At 42.0% G+C, this 24,859-nt stretch carries 13 protein-coding genes; 9 read left to right on the top strand and 4 right to left on the bottom strand.

Features of this window, described 5'->3' with window-relative positions; all coding sequences use genetic code 11:
* A partial coding sequence (locus tag ACXAH1_RS22030; protein WP_475199679.1) for a hypothetical protein occupies positions 1-233 on the top strand: 233 nt, incomplete at its 5' end.
* A 485-nt stretch (positions 234-718) separates the two neighbouring features.
* Here ACXAH1_RS22030 and ACXAH1_RS22025 read toward each other — a convergent pair.
* A complete protein-coding gene (locus ACXAH1_RS22025) occupies positions 719-2,083 on the bottom strand; it encodes a RelA/SpoT domain-containing protein (RefSeq protein WP_475199676.1) in 1,365 nt (454 codons plus the stop codon).
* A gap of 165 nt (positions 2,084-2,248) precedes the next feature.
* Between ACXAH1_RS22025 and ACXAH1_RS22020 the strand changes: the two genes are divergently transcribed.
* From ACXAH1_RS22020 to ACXAH1_RS22000, 5 genes are all read left to right on the top strand, one after another.
* A complete protein-coding gene (locus ACXAH1_RS22020; protein WP_475199675.1) occupies positions 2,249-2,587 on the top strand; it encodes a hypothetical protein in 339 nt (112 codons plus the stop codon).
* A gap of 292 nt (positions 2,588-2,879) precedes the next feature.
* Positions 2,880-6,065, top strand: coding sequence for a M43 family zinc metalloprotease (locus ACXAH1_RS22015; protein WP_475199672.1), 3,186 nt, complete (start codon positions 2,880-2,882; stop codon positions 6,063-6,065).
* Between the two features lie 466 nt (positions 6,066-6,531).
* The gene (locus tag ACXAH1_RS22010) at positions 6,532-8,325 is read left to right on the top strand and encodes a S8 family peptidase (RefSeq protein ID WP_475199671.1); all 1,794 of its coding nucleotides are present in this window, start codon (positions 6,532-6,534) and stop codon (positions 8,323-8,325) included.
* Positions 8,326-8,622: 297 nt separating this feature from the next.
* Positions 8,623-9,474, top strand: coding sequence for a DUF417 family protein (locus tag ACXAH1_RS22005; protein WP_475199669.1), 852 nt, complete (start codon positions 8,623-8,625; stop codon positions 9,472-9,474).
* A gap of 119 nt (positions 9,475-9,593) precedes the next feature.
* Positions 9,594-10,802: a tyrosine-type recombinase/integrase gene (locus ACXAH1_RS22000; protein WP_475199666.1), complete on the top strand. Its 1,209-nt coding sequence runs from the start codon at positions 9,594-9,596 to the stop codon at positions 10,800-10,802.
* Between the two features lie 345 nt (positions 10,803-11,147).
* Here the strand turns inward: ACXAH1_RS22000 and ydiJ are convergent, their stop codons facing one another.
* Positions 11,148-14,201, bottom strand: coding sequence for a D-2-hydroxyglutarate dehydrogenase YdiJ (gene ydiJ, locus ACXAH1_RS21995; protein WP_475199665.1), 3,054 nt, complete (start codon positions 14,199-14,201; stop codon positions 11,148-11,150).
* A 147-nt stretch (positions 14,202-14,348) separates the two neighbouring features.
* Here ydiJ and ACXAH1_RS21990 point away from each other — a divergent pair, with 147 nt between their 5' ends.
* Complete coding sequence (locus tag ACXAH1_RS21990) at positions 14,349-14,555, top strand: PGPGW domain-containing protein (RefSeq protein WP_475199664.1); 207 nt, start codon at positions 14,349-14,351, stop codon at positions 14,553-14,555.
* Positions 14,556-14,602: 47 nt separating this feature from the next.
* On the opposite strand, the gene ppsA is transcribed toward ACXAH1_RS21990, so the two are convergent.
* The gene (gene ppsA / locus ACXAH1_RS21985; RefSeq protein ID WP_475199662.1) at positions 14,603-16,978 is read right to left on the bottom strand and encodes a phosphoenolpyruvate synthase; all 2,376 of its coding nucleotides are present in this window, start codon (positions 16,976-16,978) and stop codon (positions 14,603-14,605) included.
* Positions 16,979-17,119: 141 nt separating this feature from the next.
* On the opposite strand from ppsA, the gene ppsR reads away from it, so the two are divergent.
* Complete coding sequence (ppsR, locus tag ACXAH1_RS21980; protein ID WP_475199660.1) at positions 17,120-17,929, top strand: posphoenolpyruvate synthetase regulatory kinase/phosphorylase PpsR; 810 nt, start codon at positions 17,120-17,122, stop codon at positions 17,927-17,929.
* Positions 17,930-17,962: 33 nt separating this feature from the next.
* On the opposite strand, the gene ACXAH1_RS21975 is transcribed toward ppsR, so the two are convergent.
* The gene (locus tag ACXAH1_RS21975) at positions 17,963-19,318 is read right to left on the bottom strand and encodes a class II 3-deoxy-7-phosphoheptulonate synthase (RefSeq protein ID WP_475199680.1); all 1,356 of its coding nucleotides are present in this window, start codon (positions 19,316-19,318) and stop codon (positions 17,963-17,965) included.
* A gap of 1,660 nt (positions 19,319-20,978) precedes the next feature.
* Here ACXAH1_RS21975 and ACXAH1_RS21970 point away from each other — a divergent pair.
* A complete protein-coding gene (locus ACXAH1_RS21970; protein WP_475199658.1) occupies positions 20,979-21,860 on the top strand; it encodes a DNA replication terminus site-binding protein in 882 nt (293 codons plus the stop codon).
* Positions 21,861-24,859 lie beyond the last annotated feature (2,999 nt).

Genomic DNA, 24,859 nt, shown 5'->3' with positions numbered 1-24,859 from the left:
CACCCGATTCAGCTTCTTTGATCATGGCAACAATTTGTGATTCGGTGAACTTGCTTTTTCTCATCGTAAAACTTCCTTCTTCTGTTAATGGGAATTCTACTCAAGAACTGTTGCAGTTTATGGGGGAGTTACAGCTTGAGACATGCTTAGTTGAGGATACCAGGCAACGCCGGAATTATTGGTTGAACCGTCTCCTATTCAGCAAACGCAAAAAAATAATAATCGTCTCTTGATGTTATTTTTCATGAGTGAATGTGGCATTTTGGCTCAGCTAATTCTACATCTCTTTTTCGAAAATCTTGAGCAACATCTCCATTCGACGTTCTAAGATGATAAAACTTTCGTCATATTTGAAAATAAGGGATATCTGATGCACTTTAAAGACCGATACTAACCAGTATCGGTCATTATTGTTTTTTGAAGTAAACCAGCTATATATCTTACAAATAAGCACGCTCAAAAAGATAAATCCAAGCAAAAGCTACGGCGTCATTTTTTTGCTGTGACCAATACTTTTTTAACGGCTTGAGCATGCTGAATAAATAGTTGAATTGATTTGGTTGTTTCGCTTTTGCCATTCAATAGAATATGAAGCGGGTTTTATAGCTACTAAAACTAGGATTGTATGTTTCACGAAGTATTTCATTCTCTGCCCCTCCTTACTGCTTTACATACTTAACATACAGCCAGTTACATTTGGTAGTCTATTAAAAATGCTTCATCTCAGATAACTGGGTTTGGCTAGATGAATTTGTGATTGTGTTGATTGAATTTTTTCCTTTACTTTTGCTGCACCTTTACAGGCTAGAATATTTGCTTCAGTTAACTTTTCTATGGCTGCTAGGAACATATCTTTTGTCTTTTGTGCCTTTGCAAAACGCAGCTTTTTATTCAGTTGTCGAATTCTTCTAGACGTTATATTACAAGCTCTTCTAAATTCCTTCTGCTGCTTTTTTAATATTAAAAGATGGCGTCGGAGTTGGCGCTGATTTCTGGGTCCATTGATACTACTTTTCAGTTTTTGAAATAGGTATTTCTCGATAAGGTCAACAAACAATGTGATGAATTCCTGTGCGTCATTAAAATAGCTCGGATATGCTTGTTTCAAATCTGTTATGGATTTTACTGAAACAAGTACAACATCTTTATTTAAGTCATTCTTGTAGCTTTGTTCTAACTTTGAATACTTTTGATTTACTTCTGGTAGTTCTGAGCTTTGAAACGGAATGATACTGACCTCATGTTCATTCATATCTGTCATCACTAAATAATAATCATAACTACCCTCTCCGCCATCAATTTCTTCAAATATCCTTTTGGTTGCGCTAGAGTATGCCAGCAGTTTGTGCGGCAATTGCAAGAAATCCCATAACGTTATGAGTCTTATACACAAGCTTTCTGTTCCGATATTAGTGTGTAATTTAACCTGATCATTATCAATAGCCATAAGGTCACCAAAATACCGGAAAAACTTAAGGCTTACTGTGTCTCCCTGTGAGCTTTTTAAGGATTGCTTTAAATATGCCCCCAATGTTTCTACCGCAGTAGCCCAGTAGTGCTGCCGCTTAGTCCTTAATTGTACTTCAATAAATAGTCCATCATGACCAGGAGATTCCCCAAAACTGTTATATTTATAAACTTGATGTATGCCTCGGTAGCCTGTATCTTTGGGAAATTGAATATAGTCATCAGTCCTTACCAACTCAAGATCGCCAAGTTGTGCAATTAGCTTTTCGCTTACATGGTAAACATTATTCAACGAGTTTAGTATTACTCTGCATCCTCCGATATCTTGCATATTTGCAAGGCTCATTGATGGCTGTAACAAGAGTTTATTAGTGATGGATGGCGTTCTTTTTAGTCTCTGCGCTACAACAGCTTCATCATCAACAACTTTTGAGACGGTCTTTAACTGATCAGCTATTTGTTTTAATGGATATGCATGGGATGCTCTCCAATTTGTTAGAACGGCCAGATCTTCTTCTGTGTACGTGTTTTTTCTTAAAGCCTTGCCAGCGTTCTGAATTCTCTTTTTACTATACTTAGGCTCTTCATTTGGTCTTGTTGCTGCTTCGCTGTTCAATATCTTAGTCCTTGAAAGATCTATAACGGATTTTAGCTGAGTAAAAATTAGCGATTACAAAGATGATAGAAACATCTTCTGTTTATGTAAAACGTTTTACACCTAAAACCTAGCTCCATCATTTTTACACTCGCTCCCACAGTAACCGACGAGCGAAGAAAAACTATGGAGCAATTGCCCCTACCCAAACCGCCTAAATTTTGCGTATTCCGGTTGAAACCGAACAGCCAGGTGCTTGTCAGCAAGGCCAACAACGCGTCAAAGGTCTGTGACCTTGAAGGCGCGCACCGGGAATTTGAACTCGAACTAACCAATGTCCGTGAGGATGACGCATTAGCCCTGGATGCGTTCCTGGCCGAATTCCGTGGTCAGCTGGGCAAGTTTGTCATGCAAGACTTCAAATCTAGAAAAAGCCCTGCTGTTGACCGAACTTGTTACAACTCAAACCTGTCGCTTGTATCGCTAACATTAGGCCTAAAAACAAGCCATTACCCTACTTCCTGACGTGACTGCCCTGCTTCAACAAAATAACAATTATGCAAAATGTTAAATTATACTGTATACAATATAATTTAACTGGTGTAAGTTACACAAAGCTTTCGTAACGTTCAAAAATCCACTGTATCTTTATGGTTTGAAGTTAGGTGGCTGATATAAATGCACTTTTATGCAGTTCCAGGAAAATAACAGAGTACCAAAAAAGGTACTTGCAACAACGCTACAAGTTAACTTCGGGGATAAGAAAACAGGTTCTTAACATCCATATGTTAACAAATAAAAACAACAGGAGAACACTATGCCTTTTTCTAAACGTGTGTTGGCAAAAACACCGACCAGAAAAACACTCTGCCAGGCTACGGCTATTTTGCTGACTACGCTGTCCCCCGTCACGGTATTTGCAGGCGAGCCTGTCAAGGTAAATCAAACTGCACTTGATAGTAGGATACAATCCGTATTTGCGAATTCCACCAGCCATAAACATGGAGGACAGATCTGTGGTACCGACCATAATTCACAGGACTGGTCTGCTATCCAAAAAGAGAATCTCAGACAACGGTCTTTGAGTTCCAGTTTCGCAACGCATATTATGTCTGAGCTTGCGAGTCAGGACGATCTTGCAGCAGAAAATGGCAATGGTGTTCCCGGGCGTTACTATATTCCTGTGGTAGTGCATATTTATGGCGACAGATACAACTGTGAAACAGGCACCTACTGCTTAACTGAGCAAAAAGTCATAGACGGACTGAACAAGTCTAACCAGGATTTCCTGGGTTTAATCACTGATGATGGACCCATTGCGCCCGAGTTTCAGGCAATCAGGCAAAATCTTAACATTGAATTTGTATTGGCAAAAAAAGATCCAAACGGCCAACCAACAAATGGTATTGTCCGCCACCCAGAAAAGGCAGGATATGGTAAAGGCAGTGGCGTTGACGATCAAATTTCAGCCGATGCCTGGGACAACTTTAAGTATATGAATATCTATATTCAGCAAGACTTATATGATGACGGGTCTACCAATAATTCCGGCGTTGCCTGGTATCCGCAATTGAGTATGTCTCAAAATGGCTTGTCACGGGTTGTTTATAATGGTGATTATGTTGGCGCTAACACCAATGAAAACTTCCGCTCTGTTTTGACCCATGAGTTTGGTCACTGGCTAAACCTGCCCCATACCTTTGATGGTGATGTCTGTACAATTCATTCTGAGGCTTTTTGTAATGCGACTGGCGACGGCTCGTGCGATACGCCGCAAATGAGTAGCAGCATATTACAGAACAACGTAAAAAACTGCCTGGGCCAGCCCACAAACACAGAAAACTTTATGCATTACTCTGATAACTATGCCATGTTCACCAGTGATCAGGTAAACAGAATGACCGCTGCCCTTCATGGGCCTGCAAGGGCAACGCTTTGGTCTAATGCAAACCTAATCGCCACTGGCCTTGATGAGTATACCAGCAATGCTGGTCATCCATGGGATGGCACGTCCGGCGCGGTTACGCCGCCAAAGGGCGATGTTATTCAGTCGTTTACAGATCTATCAGGTCAAAAAGGCGAAGTGGAAAACTACGAGATCTCGGTGCCGGCTGGTACGCAGGCTGTCGCATTTTATCTGGATGGTTACGATGAAGATCCTGATATGTATGTCTCTAAAGGTAAAGCACCGGTTAAAAATGGCGATAACTGGGACGCTGATTTTATCTCATTCAGAAGTGCAGGCTCTCCGGAGCTGGTGACGATTTCTGCTCCATCCAGTACAGTGCCCTATCACACTGCAATTGACGCTTTTAGTGCCTATTCAAATGCGACGCTCAGTGTCATTTCTGGCACTGACAATACGCTGTGCAATGGCTGTGAGCGCGTATTCTTAGCCGAGATTAATAACCTGGAGTCTGCTAAAGGTGCCGATCCAAAAACCTATCAGTTTGAAATCCCATCTGATGCTGTACGCACGGTTGCGGTAATGCCTGGCGGGTATCAGGGTGACCCAGATGCTTATGTTAGTATGAACTCAGTGCCAACGGCTGATAAACATGACTGCGGGCCATTCAGTGCGCCAAGACACAGCGAGTACTGCGAATTTGCAGCTGGCGGCGGTCAGTTAAATATCATGATTGACCCTTTCCTAGAGTATAGCGGCGCTTCGTTAGTTGTTTATTATGAACGAGCTGGTGACTCTGACTTACCCATCGCACAAGCGAATGGCCCTTATAGTACCACTATTGGAGAGTCTATTCAGTTTAGCAGTGCGGGCTCAAACGATGCTAACGGAAGTATTGTCAGTTACTACTGGGAATTTGGTGATGGTAACACCTCCACCGCTGCAAGCCCTGTGCATACCTACCAAAACGCAGAGGTATATACCGTGAAACTGACCGTAACAGATAATGACGGTAACACGGCAACAGATACTGCAACTGCTGAGGTGAAATCAGAACTTGTGGCCCCTACTGCACTAGCCAATGGCCCCTACTCTGCCATGTCAGGACAAGCCGTCGCCTTCAGCAGTGCAGGTTCTGAAGATCCGGATGGCAATATTGTTACTTACCAGTGGGAGTTTGGCGACGGCAACTCAAGCAATGAGCCGAACCCCAGCCATACCTACACTCAGGCTGGCGACTATACGGCAACTTTAACAGTGACAGATAACGTTGGACTGAGTAACAGCGCGCAAGCCGCCGTAAGCATTTCCGGCATTGAATACTGTTCAGCCAGTGGCAACACCCGATATGAATGGATCGCAAATGTACAAAATGGATCGTTCAGTAACCCTTCTCAGGCAGAAGGATATGGTGATTTTTCTAATCAGACTATTAAGCTTACAGAGGGAGCTAACCTGTTTACCTTCACGCCAGGTGGAAGTTACACCGAGCATTGGGTTGCCTGGATAGATTTTAATAACAATGGTCAGTTCGAAGAATCTGAGCAGGTTATGTCAGACGTGTCTGGTAAAGGCGAAGTGACAGGCTCAATTAATGTTCCTGCAAGTATGGTGGGTTCTAAAGCGAGATTACGTATTGCTATGAAGTACAACGGCGCTGCTGCCAGTGCCTGTGGCTCGGTAGGTGATGGAGAAGTTGAGGACTATACCGTTGAGATCATGCCCAAAGATATCAGTGGTTCGGTACCTGATGCATGTGCGACTCAGCAGCCAGTAAGCGGCGGTCGACTGGTAGCGGGCGAAGCGACCTGTCTGGGCGGAGACGGTACTTTATGGTTATCTATTGGAGATATTACCTCTACACAAAGCCTGGCTATTACAACAGCGCATGGCAGTGGAAGTCTGAACATCTTGTACAAAAATGGTGGCTGGCCAAGTGATAACGATAAGGACGCACAATCTAATTCTGGTGGCACAACGGAATGCATTCAAATCGCAGCTGGAAGCGAGTATTGGTCTTACCTAAAGATCTCTGGTAATGCAGAAAACACCAGCATAATTGTCGACTTTGACGCACAGCAATGTCGTAAACAGTAGTCGATAACAAGCTTAAGCCAAAAAGCAGCACCTGAAAAGTGCGCTGCTTTTTGGCTATTACTCTTTCCTAAGGTGTTTTTGCAGGAACATATCTGTGTTCACAAAGTTAAAAGAAAACTGCCCGCCCATAACTCAAGATAGTCAGAATTTACAAAACCTACTGGAACTTCTTAATGCAGATCATGTGTTTATTAAAGGGCCAAATAAGTGTGAATTACTCATAATTTATCACTAGCTGTTTACATTCATTTACATGAAAAATATATCATAACAACTCCAATAATCGTGAATTAAATATTACAAAACAACTAGCTGTGTGAAATCTGCTCAACTCTTATAACTCAAATTACATGTAATATAAGTAAACGGAATTTAAATTAAAAGTAACCTCGTGTTTACATTCAAGTGCCTTCTGTACGCATTGCTGAACGGAAGGAACAACAACTAAATCTAGGGAAAAACTATTATGACAACTAATAATTTAAAAATTGGTGCCGTTGCGCTGGCTATTTCAGGCATGTTCGCTGCAACTCAAGCTGTGGCAAATAACGCTGAAGCGTTCAATAGCGTTGCAAGTATGGCGCAGTTGAGCAAGAAAATTGAAGGCCAAAACACTGCAGGCACGCAGTTTATTATTAAATATAAGGACAATAGCAATCAGCTTATGTCCATCTCTGAGGCCGAGATGTCTCCGGCGATGATGAATTCACGAGCACAAACTTTTGTTAAGAGCTTCAAGAGTAAAAAGAAAGCCTCGTTACAAACTAAATATGTCCGTCAAATGGCATTGAGCAATCACCACGTTATGCGCGTTGACCAAACGCTTTCTGCGGCTGATGCGCATAGTCTGATGCAGGAAATGGTCGCGACTGGCAATATTGAATACATTGAAATCGACCAGATGTTGCAACCTTTCGCTACACCTAATGATCCACAGTACTCAAGCCAATGGCACTATTTTGAGTCTGCCGGAGGTATCAATGCACCTGCGGCGTGGGATAAGGCAACAGGTAATGGTGTGGTAGTGGCTGTGCTGGACACTGGTTACCGCCCTCACTCAGATCTGAACGCAAACATCCTGCAAGGTTACGACATGATCTCTAACTTGTCGGTAGCAAACGACGGCGGTGGTCGTGACAGCGATGCACGTGACCCGGGTGATGCAGTATCTGCTAACGAGTGTGGCTATACACATAGCGCACGTAGCTCCAGCTGGCACGGTACACATGTAGCAGGCACAGTCGCGGCGGTTTCAAACAACGGTCAGGGTGTGGCTGGTGTCGCATATGACGCCAAAGTTGTTCCTGTACGTGTACTTGGTAAATGTGGTGGTCTGACTTCGGATATCGCAGACGGTATCATTTGGGCATCAGGTGGTTCAGTATCAGGCGTACCATCTAACGCAAACCCGGCTGATGTAATTAACATGAGCTTAGGTGGCAGCGGCGCATGTAGCTCAACAACTCAGAGCGCTATTAACACGGCACGTGCTAACGGCACGACCATCGTAATTGCAGCGGGTAACGACAACTCAAATTCTGCCAATTTCAATCCGGGTAACTGCTCCGGCATCATCAATGTTGCTTCTGTAGGTCGTAACGGTGGCCGCGCATATTACTCAAACTACGGTTCAAACATCGACGTTGCTGCACCTGGTGGTGCGCAAAGCTTTGCCAATGACCCGGAAGGTATTTTGTCTACTTATAACTCTGGTAGTAACGGACCTTCAAGTGATAGCTATGCATACTCACAAGGTACGTCAATGGCGGCACCTCATGTTGCAGGTGTAGCGGCCCTTATCAAGCAAGCTAAACCCTCAGCAAGCCCGGACGAAGTTGAAAGTATCCTGAAGAGTACTGCTCGTAGCTTCCCCGCCACTTGTAGCAGTTGTGGTAGCGGTATCATTGATGCTTCGGCTGCGGTGGATGCAGCATTAAATGGTACCGGTGGCAATGAATTGCAGGATGGTGTAACCAAATCTAGCCTGAGTGGTGGTTCGGGCAGTGAAACCTTTTACACATTTAATGTTGGTAACGGGGTAAGCAAAGTGACGTTTACAATGAGCGGCGGCTCAGGCGATGCTGACCTGTATGTACGTGCAAACGCACAGCCTACTCGCACGACTTATGACTGTCGTCCTTATAAAAATGGCAATAACGAGGTGTGTACGGTTAATAACCCATCGGCGGGCACTTTCCACATCATGTTACGAGGCTACTCGTCGTATAGTGGCGTAAGTCTTAAGGCCCAAACAAACTAAGGTTTTGCTGTAAGCCAGGCGCCCATTCTCCTGGTTTACACTTAGTTTGGCTATAGCCGATTTAGTTATAGACAAACTACCAATTGGGCATTGTGCCACCTTTTGCGCAATGCCCTTTCATTTTCCCATGTATGCCGGCGCAGCAACCATACTTCTTAGCATTCGCCATTACTGTACACATACACAGTCTCAGAAATCGCTTTATTTTGGCGATGAACTCATCAAAAAATTAATCCTCACTGAAATTAAAACGGGCTTGTCCGGTCTTCTTGGTACATCCATTTGCATAGGACCATTATGTCACACTCAACAAATTATAAGGTGATTGCTTTTACCGTTGCCCTAAGCCTGATGTTACTCGGTAGCTCGTTTATTCTTGGGGGGAATATTGGTTACGTAGAAAAAGCCCTGGGTTTTTACTCGCTCAACGATTTATATTCAATGCAGAGTCTTAGTCAGGTATTTGGGCTATTTTTCTTAATTACGGGCATAAGCGTTGGCGCAGCGCTTTTTATAACTCAGTTACGCAGACCACAATTTGCTTTTCTCGTTGTATTGAGTGGTATTATGTTACTAACCCTGTTCGATGCTGGTCGCTGGATTGCAGCACACGGTGGGTTTCCGGTTATTGGTTCAGGTCAGGGTATTATTAAGTATTTTGCTCTGTTACCTTTGGCGTTTTATTTATGTTTCACTAAGCGGATCTCAGCACGCCAGCATGCAATATTAAATTATATTCCCGTAGCTATCGTACTTTTCTGGATTGGTGGAATGAAGTTTCTAGAATTGGAAGCCAAGGCCATAGTGCCTTTGGTCGAAACCTCCCCGTTTATGGCATGGCTTTATCAGGTGTTCACAATCCAGCAAGCGTCAGATTTAATCGGTGTTTATGACCTGGGATTTGCAATACTACTTGGCGCCGGCATTTGGCTTGGCCGACGTAATCTGGTTTTGATTGGTATAGCCGGTACAGGTGCTGTATTTATTATGACACAGACATTTTTGTTCACAGCCGATGGTGGGTTTTCACCGACTACCCTGATAGACGGGTTGGGGTTATTCATAATCAAAGATCTCTGGTTCATTTGTAATCTCGCCATCATCTTCGCGTACGCCCGTGAATTGCATGCTTCGAAAGCAGAAATTTAAGGCTTTGATATTTTAAGTGCTCGCTGCGGATAACGCGCGAGCTCGGTTTTCCGTTGCAATCTTGCTAAGCTTAGTTCAGAATAAAACACTGTTTATATAATCAGTGTTATACACATACAATGACGCCATTAGTTGATACGCTTAAGCAGCTCAGGTACTTAGTCGCACATCTTGAGGACAATACACTCGAGACAGAATACCCAGATATTGCCAACTTTCTAACCAGTGAGGTCTTTGATCCACATTGTTGTAAAAACGATCTGGCGTTTCTTTATCAATTTTTGTATGTATATGGGCGCAAGTCAGAAGCCACATTTAATCGATTTCGTAATGAAATAGAGCGCTTTTATCTGTGGTCCTGGACAATAAAAAAAGCTTCTGTATTTGATCTGAAACGTGAAGACATTGAGGCATATGTTGAGTTCGTCGTTGAGACCAGTGACGACTGGGTTGCCCAATCAGTGCAATGGCGTTTTAAGGATAGCAATGGTTTAAGGGTTGTGAATTCAAATTGGCGACCCTTTATATATAAGGCTAATGGGGTGAGTCAGCAAACACTCGCATCAATGTTCACCGCATTAAATGTGTTTTATAAGTTTGCCATTTTGGAAGAAAAATCATTTGCTAACTTTGTTCCCGTGGTGAAAAAGAACTGCCCTTATCTCGTAGTGCAGTCACAAATTAAGATGCCAGACACACTGAGTGACCTGCAGTGGGAATATGTGTTTGGTGTTACAAAAGACCGGTGTGAAAAGGACCCTAAGCTTGAAAGAAACCTGTTCACATTAGCTTGTTTAAAAGGCTTATATTTACGGATATCCGAATTGTCTGACCGCCCGCAATGGGCACCTGTAATGAGTCATTTCTGGCAAGATCAAGATGGTTTTTGGTTTTTGCGTATAATGGGCAAAGGAAACAAGCTTCGAGATGTCACATTAAGCGAAGAATTCATTGAGTATTTAAAGCGTTATCGTTTAAGCAGAGGGCTGACTTCCTTACCTCGCGTCGATGAACCCCACCCAATTATTCACAAGCTTCGCGGTAGCGGAGGTATGAATGTAAGACAAATTCGCAGAATCGTGCAGGAAAGTTTTGATCTGGCAATTAAAAAGCTCAACGAGGATGGGTTTCAGGAGGAAGCTGAAAACTTACAAGCAGCTACATCACATTGGCTTCGCCACACTGGTGCCACGCACGATGCGCAGCACCGCCCTCTTAAACATTTATCCGAAGATCTGGGTCATTCAAAAATAGCGACGACCGATCAGATATATATCCAGACTAATATTAAGGAAAGAGCCAAGTCTGGGATAAAACGTAAATTGTAGATCTCTTTTTTATTCTAAATACAACGAAAGCCTAATGATTTATTTGAGCATCATTGGGTATCGTTGTTACTTCATAAATGGAAGCTCTGTAAACCCTGATTCGTCTTCACACCACTATAGTTAAAATTCTCCGATCTCTTTAATTTAGAAGTGAAAAAGAACACATCATACTATATAGCGCGATGCTACTCCCGCGACATTATTCCCGTTTATCTAAAAAAACAGTCAAATGGAATGTTGATTTTTAAATTATGTTAAATCGAGGTTTGATAAGAAAATCAGTGAATGGGTGTAAGTAAAATCGAAAAGTAGCGACACAAATACGTATCGCTACCATCTATTGTATTAGAGATTCTTTGCAATGTACTCTATCGGATGCATTGGTTTTTTATTCTCGTAACGCTTCACCTGACAACGACAAGAAAAACCCGTAGCCAGTACAGTTTCTTCTGCTATATTACTCGTGTGTTTTTGCCACGACATTTCATATAACGATCTTGAGTTGTGCTGATGATCGGTTTCATGGCCATAAGTGCCAGCCATTCCGCAACACCCTGTTGCTGGTGTCTCCAAGTTCACACCAAGATGCCCAAAGATATCTTTCCAAACAGTTTTGCTTTCAGGTATAGCACTGGTTTCTGTGCAATGACTAAGTAACTTGACAACGGAGTTGCCGTTTACGTTTGACAACTTCCCAACTGAAATCCAGTCCTGAGTTGACAGCCACTCATGCGCAAGGTGAACTGTAAATGCTAATTTGTCTTCATTCAGGATCTTGAGATATTCGTCTCTGTAACATAGGACCAAAGAGGCATCTAACCCAACGAGTGGCCGGCCATAACTGGCAATACGTGACAAAAACTCAGTGGCAGACTTAGCTGTTGATTTAAATTCTTTTAAAAACCCTTTTACATGTTGAGCTTTACCGTTTGGAACAAATGGTAAGAGCACTGGCTTTTTACCTAGTTTAGTAATTACGTGCATAAATGCTTCTACTAACTCAGCTTCGTAGAAACTGGTAAACGGATCCTGAACGATAAAAACAATATCGGACATTTGCTCTTTTGACAGAGTGGAAAACTTTTTCTCGTCGTACTTATACTCACTGTTGGTGCGTTTGTCTAAAGTTGGGACGCTTAACGTTGGCGTATCTACATAACCCACAATATTTTTCAATGCTGATTTGACAGGAGCAAAATTCACAACAAAGTTAGTAAGTCTTGGCAGCTTAGCCATCAGAGGCGTTGTTTGTTCCACATTTGCAACAAGGTGATCCTTTAATGGACGGTTGTATCTACTGTAATATAGATTTAGGAAGCGAGCCCGAAAACTTGGCACATCAACTTTAATCGGACATGCAGTGGTACACGCCTTACAAGCAAGACATTCATCCATAGATTCTTTGACTTCATGTGAAAAGTCATAGATGCCCTGTTGTTTCTTTCGGTTGTTTCTAAAGCGCTCCCACCAAGTGGTATCGTTTTCTTTTTCTATCAGGGTTTTCTCTGAAGATAGTAAATCGACCCCCTGCTCTTCCTGAAGACGAAACCACTCTCGTATCAGAGAAGCTCTGCCTTTAGGTGAGTGACGGCGATCTTTGGTCACTTTATATGACGGGCACATTGGAGAGGCTTCATCATAATTAAAGCAAAGCCCATTGCCATTGCAGTTCATTGCGTTTTCGAAGCTTTCTTTGACTTCAATATTGATAGCTCTATCAAACCACGCACGTTTCTGGCCATCAACACTAACCAGGCTGTCATTGCACTCTAATGGTGTGCAGATTTTCCCCGGGTTCAGGCGATTATTCTTATCGAACACTGATTTTATTTTTCTGAGTTCAGTAAAGAGTGCGTCACCAAAAAAAGCCGGACCATATTCGCTTCGATATCCTTTACCATGCTCGCCCCACATGAGCCCACGATACTTAGCGGTCAATGCAACGACTTGATCTGATATTTCACGCAACAATTTTTCTTGTTCAGGATCGCACATGTCTAAAGCGGGTCGAACATGTAGTACGCCGGCATCCACATGGCCAAACATGCCATAGTGCAAACCTTTACTGTCCAACAGTGCCCTGAACTCTAAAATAAAATCTGCAAGATTTTCTGGTGGTACAGCGGTATCTTCTGCAAAAGCAAGTGGCTTCTGTTTTCCTTTGGTGTTACCCAGCAAGCCCACTGCTTTTTTACGCATAGCGTATATTTTTAGTATATCGGCTTTATCATTAGTAAGTTGATAGCCAACAACACCCGCTTCTCGGTTGGTGATAAGTTGGTCAAGTTGACTGCATAATGAAGAAACTTTTCCTTCGATCTCTTCAGGGGTCTCGCCATTAAACTCAACCATGTTGAGGCCCTGAACCTCAACTCCTGGAACATCCGAGATTAAGTCCGATACTGAATGCCAAATGATGTCTTGCTTGGCTAGATTCAGAACTTTACTGTCTACTGTTTCTACGGAAGTTGCATTTGCCGCAACTAAGAAAGGTGAGTTCCTCAAAGCAGATTCGAAAGAATCGTATTTAATATTGATGAGTGTTTTGTACGGCTGTATGCGGGTTACGTTCAGTTTCGCTTCGGTAACTATCCCTAACGACCCTTCAGATCCTGTGATCACACGGCTTAAATCAAATGTGGTCATCTCATCGTCAAAGACATTTTCGAGATCATAGCCCGTGAGGAATCTATTAAGTCTCGGAAATTTCTCAAGGACTAGTTCTCTATTTTCCCGGCAGCTAGTTAATACTGTCTTATATATTTCACCAACTCTATTAGTCTGCTCAGCTAGAAGTTCCGCTTTTTCAAGTTCAAGTTTATTGGTGTTGAGCTCAGTGCCATCCACAAGTATAGTTTTAAGTTCCAGTACGTGATCGCTGGTTTTACCGTAGACCAGAGAGCCCTGACCAGAAGCATCGGTATTTATCATGCCACCGATAGTCGCGCGATTACTGGTTGATAGATCTGGCGCAAAAAAGAATCCGTAAGGCTTCAGAAAATCATTCAATTGATCTTTTATGACGCCAGTTTGTACTCGTACCCAGCCTTCTTCTTCATTTATTTCAAGAATTTCTCGCATGTAACGAGAGAGATCGACCACTATCCCAGGTGTAAGAGATTGCCCGTTAGTACCTGTTCCTCCCCCTCTAGGCCCAAAGCTTAAAGACAAAAAAGGGTCCAGAGATGCTACTTGCATTGCAACTTGTACATCTTTGGTATTTTTAGGGTAGATAACGGCTTGTGGTATTTCTTGATAGATACTGTTATCAGTAGCAGTGACTATACGGGTCGCATAACTTGTATCTGTATCCCCGCTAAAGCCTTGGCCGCAAATTTTACTGATGTAATCATTTAATAATGTGTTGGCAGAATTCTGCTGGGTAATTTCGGCAATCATGACGGTAATAATTTATTGCTTTGGCACTATTGTATCATGTTGAGTCTCTTTAAAAATCTGGAATTTTTTGTTTTGTTACACTTTGAAAAGGATCAAAGCAGATATATGGAGTAAATTTAATACCAATATCGAATTTGAGGTCACACTATGAATAAAATTATGATGAACTTAGTTGCAGGGGTTTGTGCTTTGCTAGCGATAGTGTTTATTGTGGTACCAGGCCCGTCGATTTTCTTTCTGCTTGGTGCGTTGCTTTGCTTATCCTTCAATTACCCGTGGGCACGAGTATGGCTGAAAAAGAGTCAAATATGGTTTAAGAGTGCCTGTGTTCAACTAGACAAACGTTTTAGATAATTCTTTTAAAAAAGGCCTGCATAACGCAGGCCTTAATCAATCTTTATCTAAGCTTTGTTTTGCTCAGCAAGGTATAGCCAGGTTTCGAGAACAGTATCAGGGTTAAGCGATACTGAATCTATCCCCTGATCAACCAACCAGGCTGCAAAGTCTTCATGGTCAGAAGGTCCCTGTCCACAAATACCTACATACTTGCCTTTTGCTTTAGCTGTTTGAATTGCCATAGAAAGCAGCTTTTTGATGGCCGGGTTACGCTCATCGAATAAGTGAGCAATAAGACCTGAGTCGCGGTCGAGACCAAGTGTTAGCTGAGTCAGGTCATTTGAACCAATTGAAAAGCCGTCGAAATACTCAAGGAACTCTTCTGCTAACAATGCGTTAGAAGGCAACTCGCACATCATGATAACCTTCAGGCCATTTTCGCCGCGCTTAAGACCGTGTTCTTCAAGCAGCTGTATAACTTTTGCAGCTTCTTCAAGTGTACGAACGAATGGGATCATGATTTCAACATTATCGAGACCCATTTCGTTACGAACGCGTTTGATTGCTTCACACTCAAGTGCGAAACATTCGCGGAAATCTTCTGAAATATAACGAGATGCGCCGCGGAAACCGATCATTGGGTTTTCTTCTTCCGGCTCATACTGTTGACCGCCAACAAGGTTTGCGTATTCGTTAGACTTAAAGTCTGACATACGAACAATCACGCGCTCTGGCGCAAATGCTGCGCCAAGGGTAGAGATCCCTTCGACAAGTTTAGCAATGTAGAATTCAACAGGAGACTCGTAACCAGCAATAATTTCTTTGATTTCAGCTTGTAAATCAGCTGGCTGACTGTCGAAATTGATCAACGCTTTAGGGTGTACACCAATCATTCGGTTAATGATGAACTCTAGACGAGCAAGACCAATACCTGCATGTGGCAACTTAGCAAAGTCAAAAGCACGGTCTGGGTTACCCACATTCATCATTATCTTCATCGGAATGTCAGGCATTGAATCGATACGTGATGAGATGACTTCAAAGTCTAGTTTGCCTTGGTATATATATCCCGTGTCGCCTTCTGCACACGAAACCGTTACTTCATCACCATGTTTAATGGTGTCGGTCGCATTACCACAACCAACTACTGCCGGAATTCCCAACTCTCGAGCGATGATTGCAGCGTGACAGGTACGACCGCCGCGATTCGTTACGATTGCGGCTGCGCGTTTCATGATAGGTTCCCAATCCGGGTCTGTCATGTCAGTAACCAGGATATCGCCCTGCTCGACTTTATCCATTTCGTCAATCGAGTTAAGTACGCGTACGACACCACTACCGATTTTGTGGCCAATTGCACGACCTTCACAAACGATGCTTGATTTTTCTTTAAGCTGATAACGCTCCATTACGTTAGCATCTTCATTAGAGCGTACCGTTTCTGGGCGAGCCTGTACGATATAAAGCTTGCCATCGTTACCATCCTTTGCCCATTCAATATCCATTGGACGGCCGTAATGCTTTTCGATGATAACAGCTTGCTTTGCTAATTCCTGTACTTCGCTGTCTGTGATGGAGAACTTGTTTGACAGCTCAGGGTCCATATCAACAATCTCTACTTGCTTACCGTGAGACTCATCGTTCGAATAGACCATTTGAATTGCTTTGGAGCCAATGTTACGTCTTACAACTGCCGGCAAGCCCTTGGCTAGTGTTGGCTTGTGGACGTAAAACTCGTCTGGGTTTACTGCGCCTTGTACGACCATTTCACCAAGACCATAGCTCGAGGTGACGAAAACTACGTCCTCAAAACCTGATTCTGTATCAATCGTAAACATAACACCTGAGGATGCTTTGTCTGAACGTACCATACGCTGAATACCAGCTGATAACGCGACGCCGCGATGGTCGTAGCCCTGGTGAACACGATAAGAAATTGCGCGGTCGTTGAACAAAGAGGCAAAAACGTGCTTGATAGCGACCATTACTGCGTCGATACCTTTAACGTTAAGGAAAGTCTCTTGTTGTCCTGCAAATGAAGCGTCTGGCATATCTTCGGCTGTTGCTGAGGAACGAACAGCAAAGGAGACATCGTTGCTTTCATCGCCGTGTAGTGAGGCGTATGCGTTGCGAATGGCTTGGTCTAATTCTGGCTGGAAAGGAGTATCAATAACCCATTGGCGGATTTGTGCGCCGACTTTGGCAAGTTCGTTGACGTCGTCAACATCGAGGGAATCGAGAATAGTGTGAATTTTCTCATTCAGGCCTGATTGCTCGAGGAATTCATTAAAGGCGTCTGCCGTTGTTGCGAATCCACCGGGTACTTGTACACCTGCATTGGCAAGGTTAGATATCATTTCACCCAGAGAGGCATTTTTACCACCAACCCTAGGTACGTCTTGCATACCTAATTCTTGATACCAGAGAACGTAGTCTTGCACGGAACTGTCTCCAAAAACAAATTGTATTTAATGTGAGAGAAAAATTGACCTTCCTATAGGTCGAAGGCATTCTACAACTTAATGCATAGCGGCGTAAACCGCGACACGAAAAAATACTAAAAAAGTAATTGAAAGGTTAAAATGAGAACTGCATTTTATATATCTGATGGAACAGCGATTACATCAGAGGTATTCGGGCATGCGACGCTGTCGATGTTTCCCGTAGACTTTAATCATAAGACGATCCCTTTTGTGGAGACTGTCGAAAAAGCGGAAAAAATCAAAGAGCTAATTAATGCCACAGCCCAATCAACCGGCGAAAAGCCGCTGGTGTTTTTCACTTTTGTAAACCCCGAATTGTCCGATATTATTCTTGCATCAGACGGGGTTTGTTATGATTTCTTGTCTTACTCCAGCGAAATTGTAAAAAGAGAGCTGAAAGTCGCTCCGGTACCAAAAGTTCATCGCACACACAGCATTCATGAAGCCACATATGACTTCAGGATTGATGCTGTCAATTACGCACTGGCCAACGATGATGGCGCAAATGTAAAAGATTACGAAAAAGCCGATATTATTTTGGTTGGCGTGAGTCGCAGCGGCAAAACACCGACGAGTTTGTACTTGGCCCTGCAGTACGGTATCAAAGCTGCAAATTATCCAATGACAGAAGATGACCTTGAAAAAGGCGCTTTACCTAAGTGTTTGATGCCTTACAAACAGAAGATATTTGGTCTAACGATCGACCCAGAACGTTTGTCGGCCATAAGACAGGAGCGTATGGCTAATTCAAGATATGCATCAATACGTCAATGTCGGATTGAGGTCAGAGAGGTAGAAATGTTATTTAAGAAGAATAAAATACCTTACCTGAACTCTACTAAATTCTCAGTCGAGGAGATATCAGCCAAGATTATGTCTGAAACTAATCTGGAAAGGCGTAAATACTAATAAAAGGGCCTTCAAGGCCCTTTTACCTATGTTCTATACTCTGTTTCTTGCATCCTTTAGCAGGTCTGCAACCAGAAATCCGAGTTCCAGGACCTGATCTGCGTTTAAACGTGGATCACATTGTGTGCGGTAACGTTGCGCCAGGTCTTCATCAGACAGACCATATGCACCGCCGATACATTCCGTGACGTGTTGACCTGTCATTTCTAAGTGCACACCACCAGGGTATGAGCCTTCAGCTTTATGCACTGCGAAAAACTGACTTATTTCGCGCAAAATGTTATTGAAGCTACGCGTTTTATAGCCTGTACTAGCCTTTTCAGTATTACCGTGCATCGGGTCGGAACTCCACACGACCTTACGGCCTTCCTCCTGAACCTTTCTGACTAAAGCCGGTAGCTTTTCTGGTAAAACATCAGCCCCCATTCTGGTGATCAGCGTAAGGCGGCCGGGTATGTTTTCTGGATTCAAAGCGTCGATCAACTCGATAAGCTCGTCAGGTTTCATACCTGGACCAACTTTCACACCAATCGGGTTCTTAATTCCTCTGAAAAATTCGATATGTGCGTGGTCAAGTTGCCTTGTACGTTCACCAATCCAAACAAAGTGTGCTGAGCAATCATACCAGTCACCACTTAAGTGGTCTCTGCGAGTCAGGGCTTGTTCATAACCAAGCAGCAGCGCTTCGTGTGAAGTATATAAGTGAGTTTCTTTAAGACTTGGGGCAACGGTAGAGTCGATACCGCAAACCTCCATAAACTCGAGTGCTTCCTGGATTCGATTGGCCAGTTGCTGAAACTTCTCTTTCATCGGATTTGCTGCAACAAAGCTCATATTCCAACGGCTGACTTGATGAAGGTCTGCAAGCCCGCCTTGCGCGAACGCACGCAGCAAGTTGAGCGTTGATGCACTGTGATGGTAGGCCGTCAGTAATCTTTTCGGATCTGGTATGCGAGCTTCTTCCGTAAATTCAAAGCTATTTACTATGTCACCTCGGTACGAAGGCAAAGCTACACCATTGATTGTTTCAAAATCAGAAGATCTGGGTTTTGCATATTGCCCAGCCATTCTTGCGATTTTAACAACCGGACACTTGCCTCCATAGGTCAGCACTACTGCCATTTGCAACAACGTCTTAAATGTATCTCTTATACTGGTCGCGCTGAAGTCAGCGAACGACTCGGCGCAATCCCCACCCTGAAGTAAAAAAGCCTTTCCTTCGCACACATCTGCTAGGCTTTTATACAGACTTCGGGTTTCTTCTGCGAATACCAAAGGCGGTGCAGCATTAATCTGTTTTTCTACTGAATCAAGCTCTAATTTATCCGGATATTCAGGTTGTTGAACAATCGGATGTTCTCTCCAGCTATCTGGGCTCCAAGGTTTCATATTTTCCTCATTCCTCATTAGTTACCTCAAAGGCAAGGTACCTTATAGACGCTACAGCTTCAAGGATATTTCGAAGAAATTAATAGTTCAAACAAAATAAAGAACACATCATACATTTATAGATTTTTATAATACTCAGCATCTCAGTCATATAAACGTAAATCTCCAGAAAATAAAGCTATACCACTCGGTCTGTTTAATGTGTTTTCGGGTAATTCTTCATATCAAGTAATTATGTTAAATTAACTCACTATCAATAAGTTTGCGTATGTTTTCTAAGATAACTTATGATTACAATGTCCTGCTACATAGCAATCATAAGATGATGACCCTTGTATCCAGGCAGAATATCGTGTCATGGTTATTTCAAGGGGTTATTGCCACAATCTGTATCATGTCTAGAACTAGTCAAAGTTCAACGGCGGCGCTCATTTAGCAGTTACCTAACCCAGCCTTAATACCATGACACACTACAATTTCGAATAAGATACTTACGATAAACACTTTTGACCCAAAAGCATGTCCTTACTTTACGCACAGATTGCGAGCCCTGCCATGCGAGGTTTCTAATGTGTAAATATGCTTTACCGCGACATGTTTTAACCGAAGTATCATGCAGTTAGGAAAGCCAACGATCGTTTATTACTAAACAAACCGGCTAGCCATTCACTGAAGTATTAAAATTTACAACTGCAGAATTTAAGTGGCAGTTAAAGCTACACCGCTTAAAGGGTCATAAAGTGATTCGTTGGATAAGTCTGCGCACTATATTGTGAGTATATTGTGAGCGCTCATTGTTGTAATATCAGAGAAACATGCACAGGCTCTTTGGTGCGACAACGGCGCAGACTTATAGCTCATCACGAGTTCAAGTTCGGGGTTAGCCTGGTACCCGTCTATCAAAATATTCTTATCAGCTTAAAAAATTAGATGAGAAAGTATCAAGGCGGTTAGAGCTAACAACTACTATCAATCACCGATTTCAGTTGGCCTGATTGATGATAATTTTAGTACCAGAGTTCAAAAGCTAAGATAGATAATCGAGATGTGTTTCCTATAGACAATTAAATTTGATCTATTTGGTACATCATTGATGCATTTCTTTCTGGAAGACTAAGATTTGCGGCTAGGTCACACATAAACAAGTTTTCTAAGAAAACTCTTTTCCGCCGAAGTTGACCTTTGCAAATTTGAATGTTCTGAGCATTTCAGGCTATCAATTCTTGAGAACTGATAAGCGCCCTTATATTGAAATGAAACAATAGATTACTAAGAAGGAATATGTGCCTGAGATTGCTATTATTCATTGATTGCAGAAATTACTGATGTAGAAAGAGTCATTTTTCGGAAAAGGATGTGCCTGTATTTTTTGACTACAACAAATGTTCATTCAGACCCACAAAAAGCTTTAGCCCCTGCTCTTGAAGTTACGAGTAATTCTCTATATTTCAACATGAGTTTAGCTGCTACAAAATTAACTACGTCTCCAGATCAAGTTGTAAAAAAGAGACAAGTAGTCTAGAATTATAGGAACACATCATACTTATATTGTATTTAATTTTTACCGCAGCAAAACTCAGCTTATAACAAATTTTATCAAGAAAATGGAAAGTAAGTGTATAATCACTTCTGTTTTTAAATAGTTTTGATTGGTCATCTCATGAAAAGTAAACTGTCTATAAGGTCACATTTTGATTATCTTTTTGAACAAATATCTTTGTTCTGTGAGGAGATACAAGCTGCAGATATTACACAAGCTGTATATTTTAAGCTTCCTGCTGTAGAAAAAAAGGACGAGACTTCGGCTCCTGAAAGTATTCCTGTAGAAAAATTGAAGGGAGATGTAGCTCTTTCACATTGTATTACATCATTTAAAGACCTTTTTCTTGATAAGAAAGAAAGTGGCAAAGTACTTACACGCCATCCAGGATTGCTTTTAGTTAACGACCCAAAAAGTGAAATTCGAAATCGCCTAGTCGAAATTAACTTAGCTAAAGATGCCTTTAAAGAACTAGTTCTAGAAATTGCAAATAACGACGCAAGATTTGAAGCAGTGCATAGTGCGGTGCCAGGGTTAGTAACTTTGGCAGCTTATAGAAAGATACACTTTGAACACACAGTGCCATATTCAGTCCGTTTTACCTGGATGACCAAACACTCAACAAAAACATTGTCTAAAAAGGCCGCTTTGGACATACTCCAACGATCGTCTCAATATACTAATCCAAGAGCAATCGACCAAAATAATTGGCAATCAATTGTAGAACAAGAACGACTTAGGGTTTCAAGTTTATCTTCTTCAGCAAAGTTACGGATTAGGCGCCCTACCAGAGTTAGCCCAGAGGTGAATGTTCGTTTTAGTGCAAAGAATCGATATCATGTAAGCGGTGCACTTCCATTCGTTCTTTTAAATCCACAAAAAGAAACAAAGATTGGTGAGTTAAAAAATTACATTCGAGAAGATACTGATCCACGAAAGAAAGAATACAATTATTTGATAGAAAGAATTTATCTAGAAAAAATTAGCGAGGATCACAAGTAGAAGCTGAACTAACACATCACACATTACCTACAAAGTTGAAAGTACAGGCACTGAGTGTATATCCATTCCTTTTTAGCTATTTCCGTTCGAACGGTTAGTTTGATGAACTACTAATATACTTAAGTGCAAAAATTTACTGTTCATATATTTGTATATTATTTAAGGATCATTAATTTTTTAACTAATTATGGTTATGTGTCTGTTCTTGATATTATTATCTTCGTTACTCGTCTTACGTATTCCCTTTCATTATAACTTTGATGTCAAATTAAAAATTCGATAGTAAGCACTCACATTGTTCACTAATCTTTTAGTGAGCAATGACTTTGTCGCTAAAGTGATATGTAACATAAACACAATATACCCAGCGCTAGGTTGAAAACATGAAATTTTATTTTCTTTAATAAAGCGGCCAAGTTCAAATCAGGTATATCTAACAACGGAAATCCATATTCGACATTTTTCAAAATATACTGAAGTAAGTCATCCTTTATGATCTATATCCAAACACTGTCACTAGATCTATTTTGACAACTAATAAGAGCACTCGTAAGCTGGCTAACCATTATACTCCTCGCCCAAAATATGGGAATATCCACAGCTAGAACACATCATAGATAGTCAGTGAAAGTATCACATTAAAATTACACATTACTTTGTAGTTCACCCAGCTATCAATGTACGTCTGAATATGGAGAGTGCTTTGAAAAGTCGCAAATCAACGAATATTTCACCACCCCTAAGAACACATCATTAATAAGCGATAGATCTTACAAAGCATCGCTGCCTTACTACTCGTCGCTCCTAAAACAACCATCAATACTTGAGCCATACCAGATTTTCAAGTTAGGTGTCTACTCCACGGGGAACACATCATTAATAAGCGATAGATCTTACAAAGCATCGCTGCCTTACTAATCGGCGCTCCTAAAACAGCCATCAATACTTGAGCCGTACCAGATTTTTAAGTTAGGTGTCTACTCCACGGGGAACACATCATTAATAAGCGATAGGTCACACAAAGCATCACTACCTTACTTCCCTATTCTCCTAAAACAGCCATCAATACCTGAGCCGAACCAGATTTTTAAGTTGAGTACCTACTCACGGAGAACACATCATAAATTAGGTGATTCGTCACATAAATCATCGCAGCCTTATCAAACATTCAACTAAAGCAGCAACCAGTATCTTATCCTTAAGACCGGATACGTGGAACACCGAATGCAAACTAACTAGTGTCGGTTGATGCACATGACCGCCCAGTCTATCCAGGTTTGACGCTAAGTACTATTCCATAAAGAACACATCATAAACTGAACGATGAATACATAAATCATCGCAGCCTTGTGTCCCAATCACCTAACACAGCAAATTAATAGGCGATAGATCATACAAAGCATCGCTACCTTACTACTCAGCCCTCCTAAAACAGCCATCAATACCTGAGCCGCCCCAGATTTATAAGTTGAGTACCATTCATAAAGAACACTTCATTAATAAACGATAGATCACACAAAGCATCGCAGCCTTGTACCCCAGTCACCTAACACAGCAATCGGTATCTTATCCTCGATCCTCGCCATATTTAGAAACTAAGCCTTCCCTAAAGAACACATCATTAAAAAGCGATAGGTCACACAAAGCATCACTACCTTACTTCTCTATTCTCCTAAAACAGCCATCAATACCTGAGCCGAACCAGATTTTTAAGTTGAGTACCTACTCACGGAGAACACATCATAAAATAGGTGATAGGTTACATAAATCATCGTAGCCTTGTGCTCCAGTCACCTAACACAGCAATCGCTATCTTACCCTCGATCCCCTCCATGTCAGAACACATCATTAATAAGCAATAGGTCACACAAAGCATCACTACCATACTTCTCTATTCTCCTAAAACAGCCATCAATACTTGAGCCGTACCAGATTTTCAAGTTGAGTACCTACTCACGGGGAACACATCATAAATTAAGTGATAAGTAACATAAATCATCGTAGCCTTGTACCCCAATCACCTAACACAGCAATCGGTATCTTACCCTCGATCCCCTCCATATCAGAACACCGAATACAAACAAGCTTAGTTTTGATCCATATGGGTACTTGTCCTCGGCATATTTAGAAACTAAGCCTTCCTTAAAGAACACATCATTAATAAGCGATAGGTCACACAAAGCATCGCTACCTTACTACTCGACCTTCCTAAAACAGCCATCAATATCTGAGCCGAACCAGATTTTTAAGTTGAGTACCTACTCACGGAGAACACATCATAAATTAGGTGATAAGTTACATAAATCATCGCAGCCTTGTACCCCGGTCACCTAACACAGCAATCGGTATCTTACCCTCGATCCCCTCCATATCAGAACACCGAATGCAAACAAGCTTAGTTTTGATCCATATGGGCACTTGTCCTCGCCATATGGATCAAAACTAAGCCTTCCCTAAAGAACACATCATTAATAAGCGATTGGTCACATAAATCATCGCAGCCTTGTACCCCAGTCACCTAACACAGCAATCGGTATCTTACCCTCGATCCCCTCCATATCAGATCACCAAATGCAAACAAGCTTAGTTTTGATCCATATGGGCACTTGTCCTCGCCATATTTAGAAACTGAGCCTTCCCTTAAGAACACATCATTAATAAGCGATAGGTCACACAAAGCATCGCTACCTTACTTCTCTAATCTCCTAAAACAGCCATCAATATCTGAGCCGAACCAGATTTTGAAGTTGAGTACCATTCATAAAGAACACATCATAAATATAATGATTAGCCCGAAATCATCGCAGCCTTATCAAACATTCAACTAAAGCAGCAACCAGTATCTTATCCCTAAGACCAGATACGTCGGAACACCAAATGCAAACTGACTAGTTTGCGGTTGATCCACATGACCGCCCAGTCCATCGAGGTTTGACACTAAGTACTGCCCTATAAAGAACACATCATAAATATAATGATTAACCCCAAATCATCGCAGC

Source organism: Pseudoalteromonas sp. AWH4_217, assembly GCF_056161105.1.
This window is presented reverse-complemented; position numbering and strand designations above follow the sequence as displayed.

Coding starts and splice junctions, on each gene's coding strand:
- ACXAH1_RS21990 (WP_475199664.1), top strand. CDS start 14,349: ATGAATAAAATTATGATGAACTTAGTTGCAGGGGTTTGTGCTTTGCTA.
- ACXAH1_RS22000 (WP_475199666.1), top strand. CDS start 9,594: ATGACGCCATTAGTTGATACGCTTAAGCAGCTCAGGTACTTAGTCGCA.
- ACXAH1_RS21975 (WP_475199680.1), bottom strand. CDS start 19,318: ATGAAACCTTGGAGCCCAGATAGCTGGAGAGAACATCCGATTGTTCAA.
- ydiJ (WP_475199665.1), bottom strand. CDS start 14,201: ATGATTGCCGAAATTACCCAGCAGAATTCTGCCAACACATTATTAAAT.
- ACXAH1_RS22010 (WP_475199671.1), top strand. CDS start 6,532: ATGACAACTAATAATTTAAAAATTGGTGCCGTTGCGCTGGCTATTTCA.
- ppsR (WP_475199660.1), top strand. CDS start 17,120: ATGAGAACTGCATTTTATATATCTGATGGAACAGCGATTACATCAGAG.
- ACXAH1_RS22005 (WP_475199669.1), top strand. CDS start 8,623: ATGTCACACTCAACAAATTATAAGGTGATTGCTTTTACCGTTGCCCTA.
- ACXAH1_RS21970 (WP_475199658.1), top strand. CDS start 20,979: ATGAAAAGTAAACTGTCTATAAGGTCACATTTTGATTATCTTTTTGAA.
- ACXAH1_RS22015 (WP_475199672.1), top strand. CDS start 2,880: ATGCCTTTTTCTAAACGTGTGTTGGCAAAAACACCGACCAGAAAAACA.
- ACXAH1_RS22020 (WP_475199675.1), top strand. CDS start 2,249: ATGGAGCAATTGCCCCTACCCAAACCGCCTAAATTTTGCGTATTCCGG.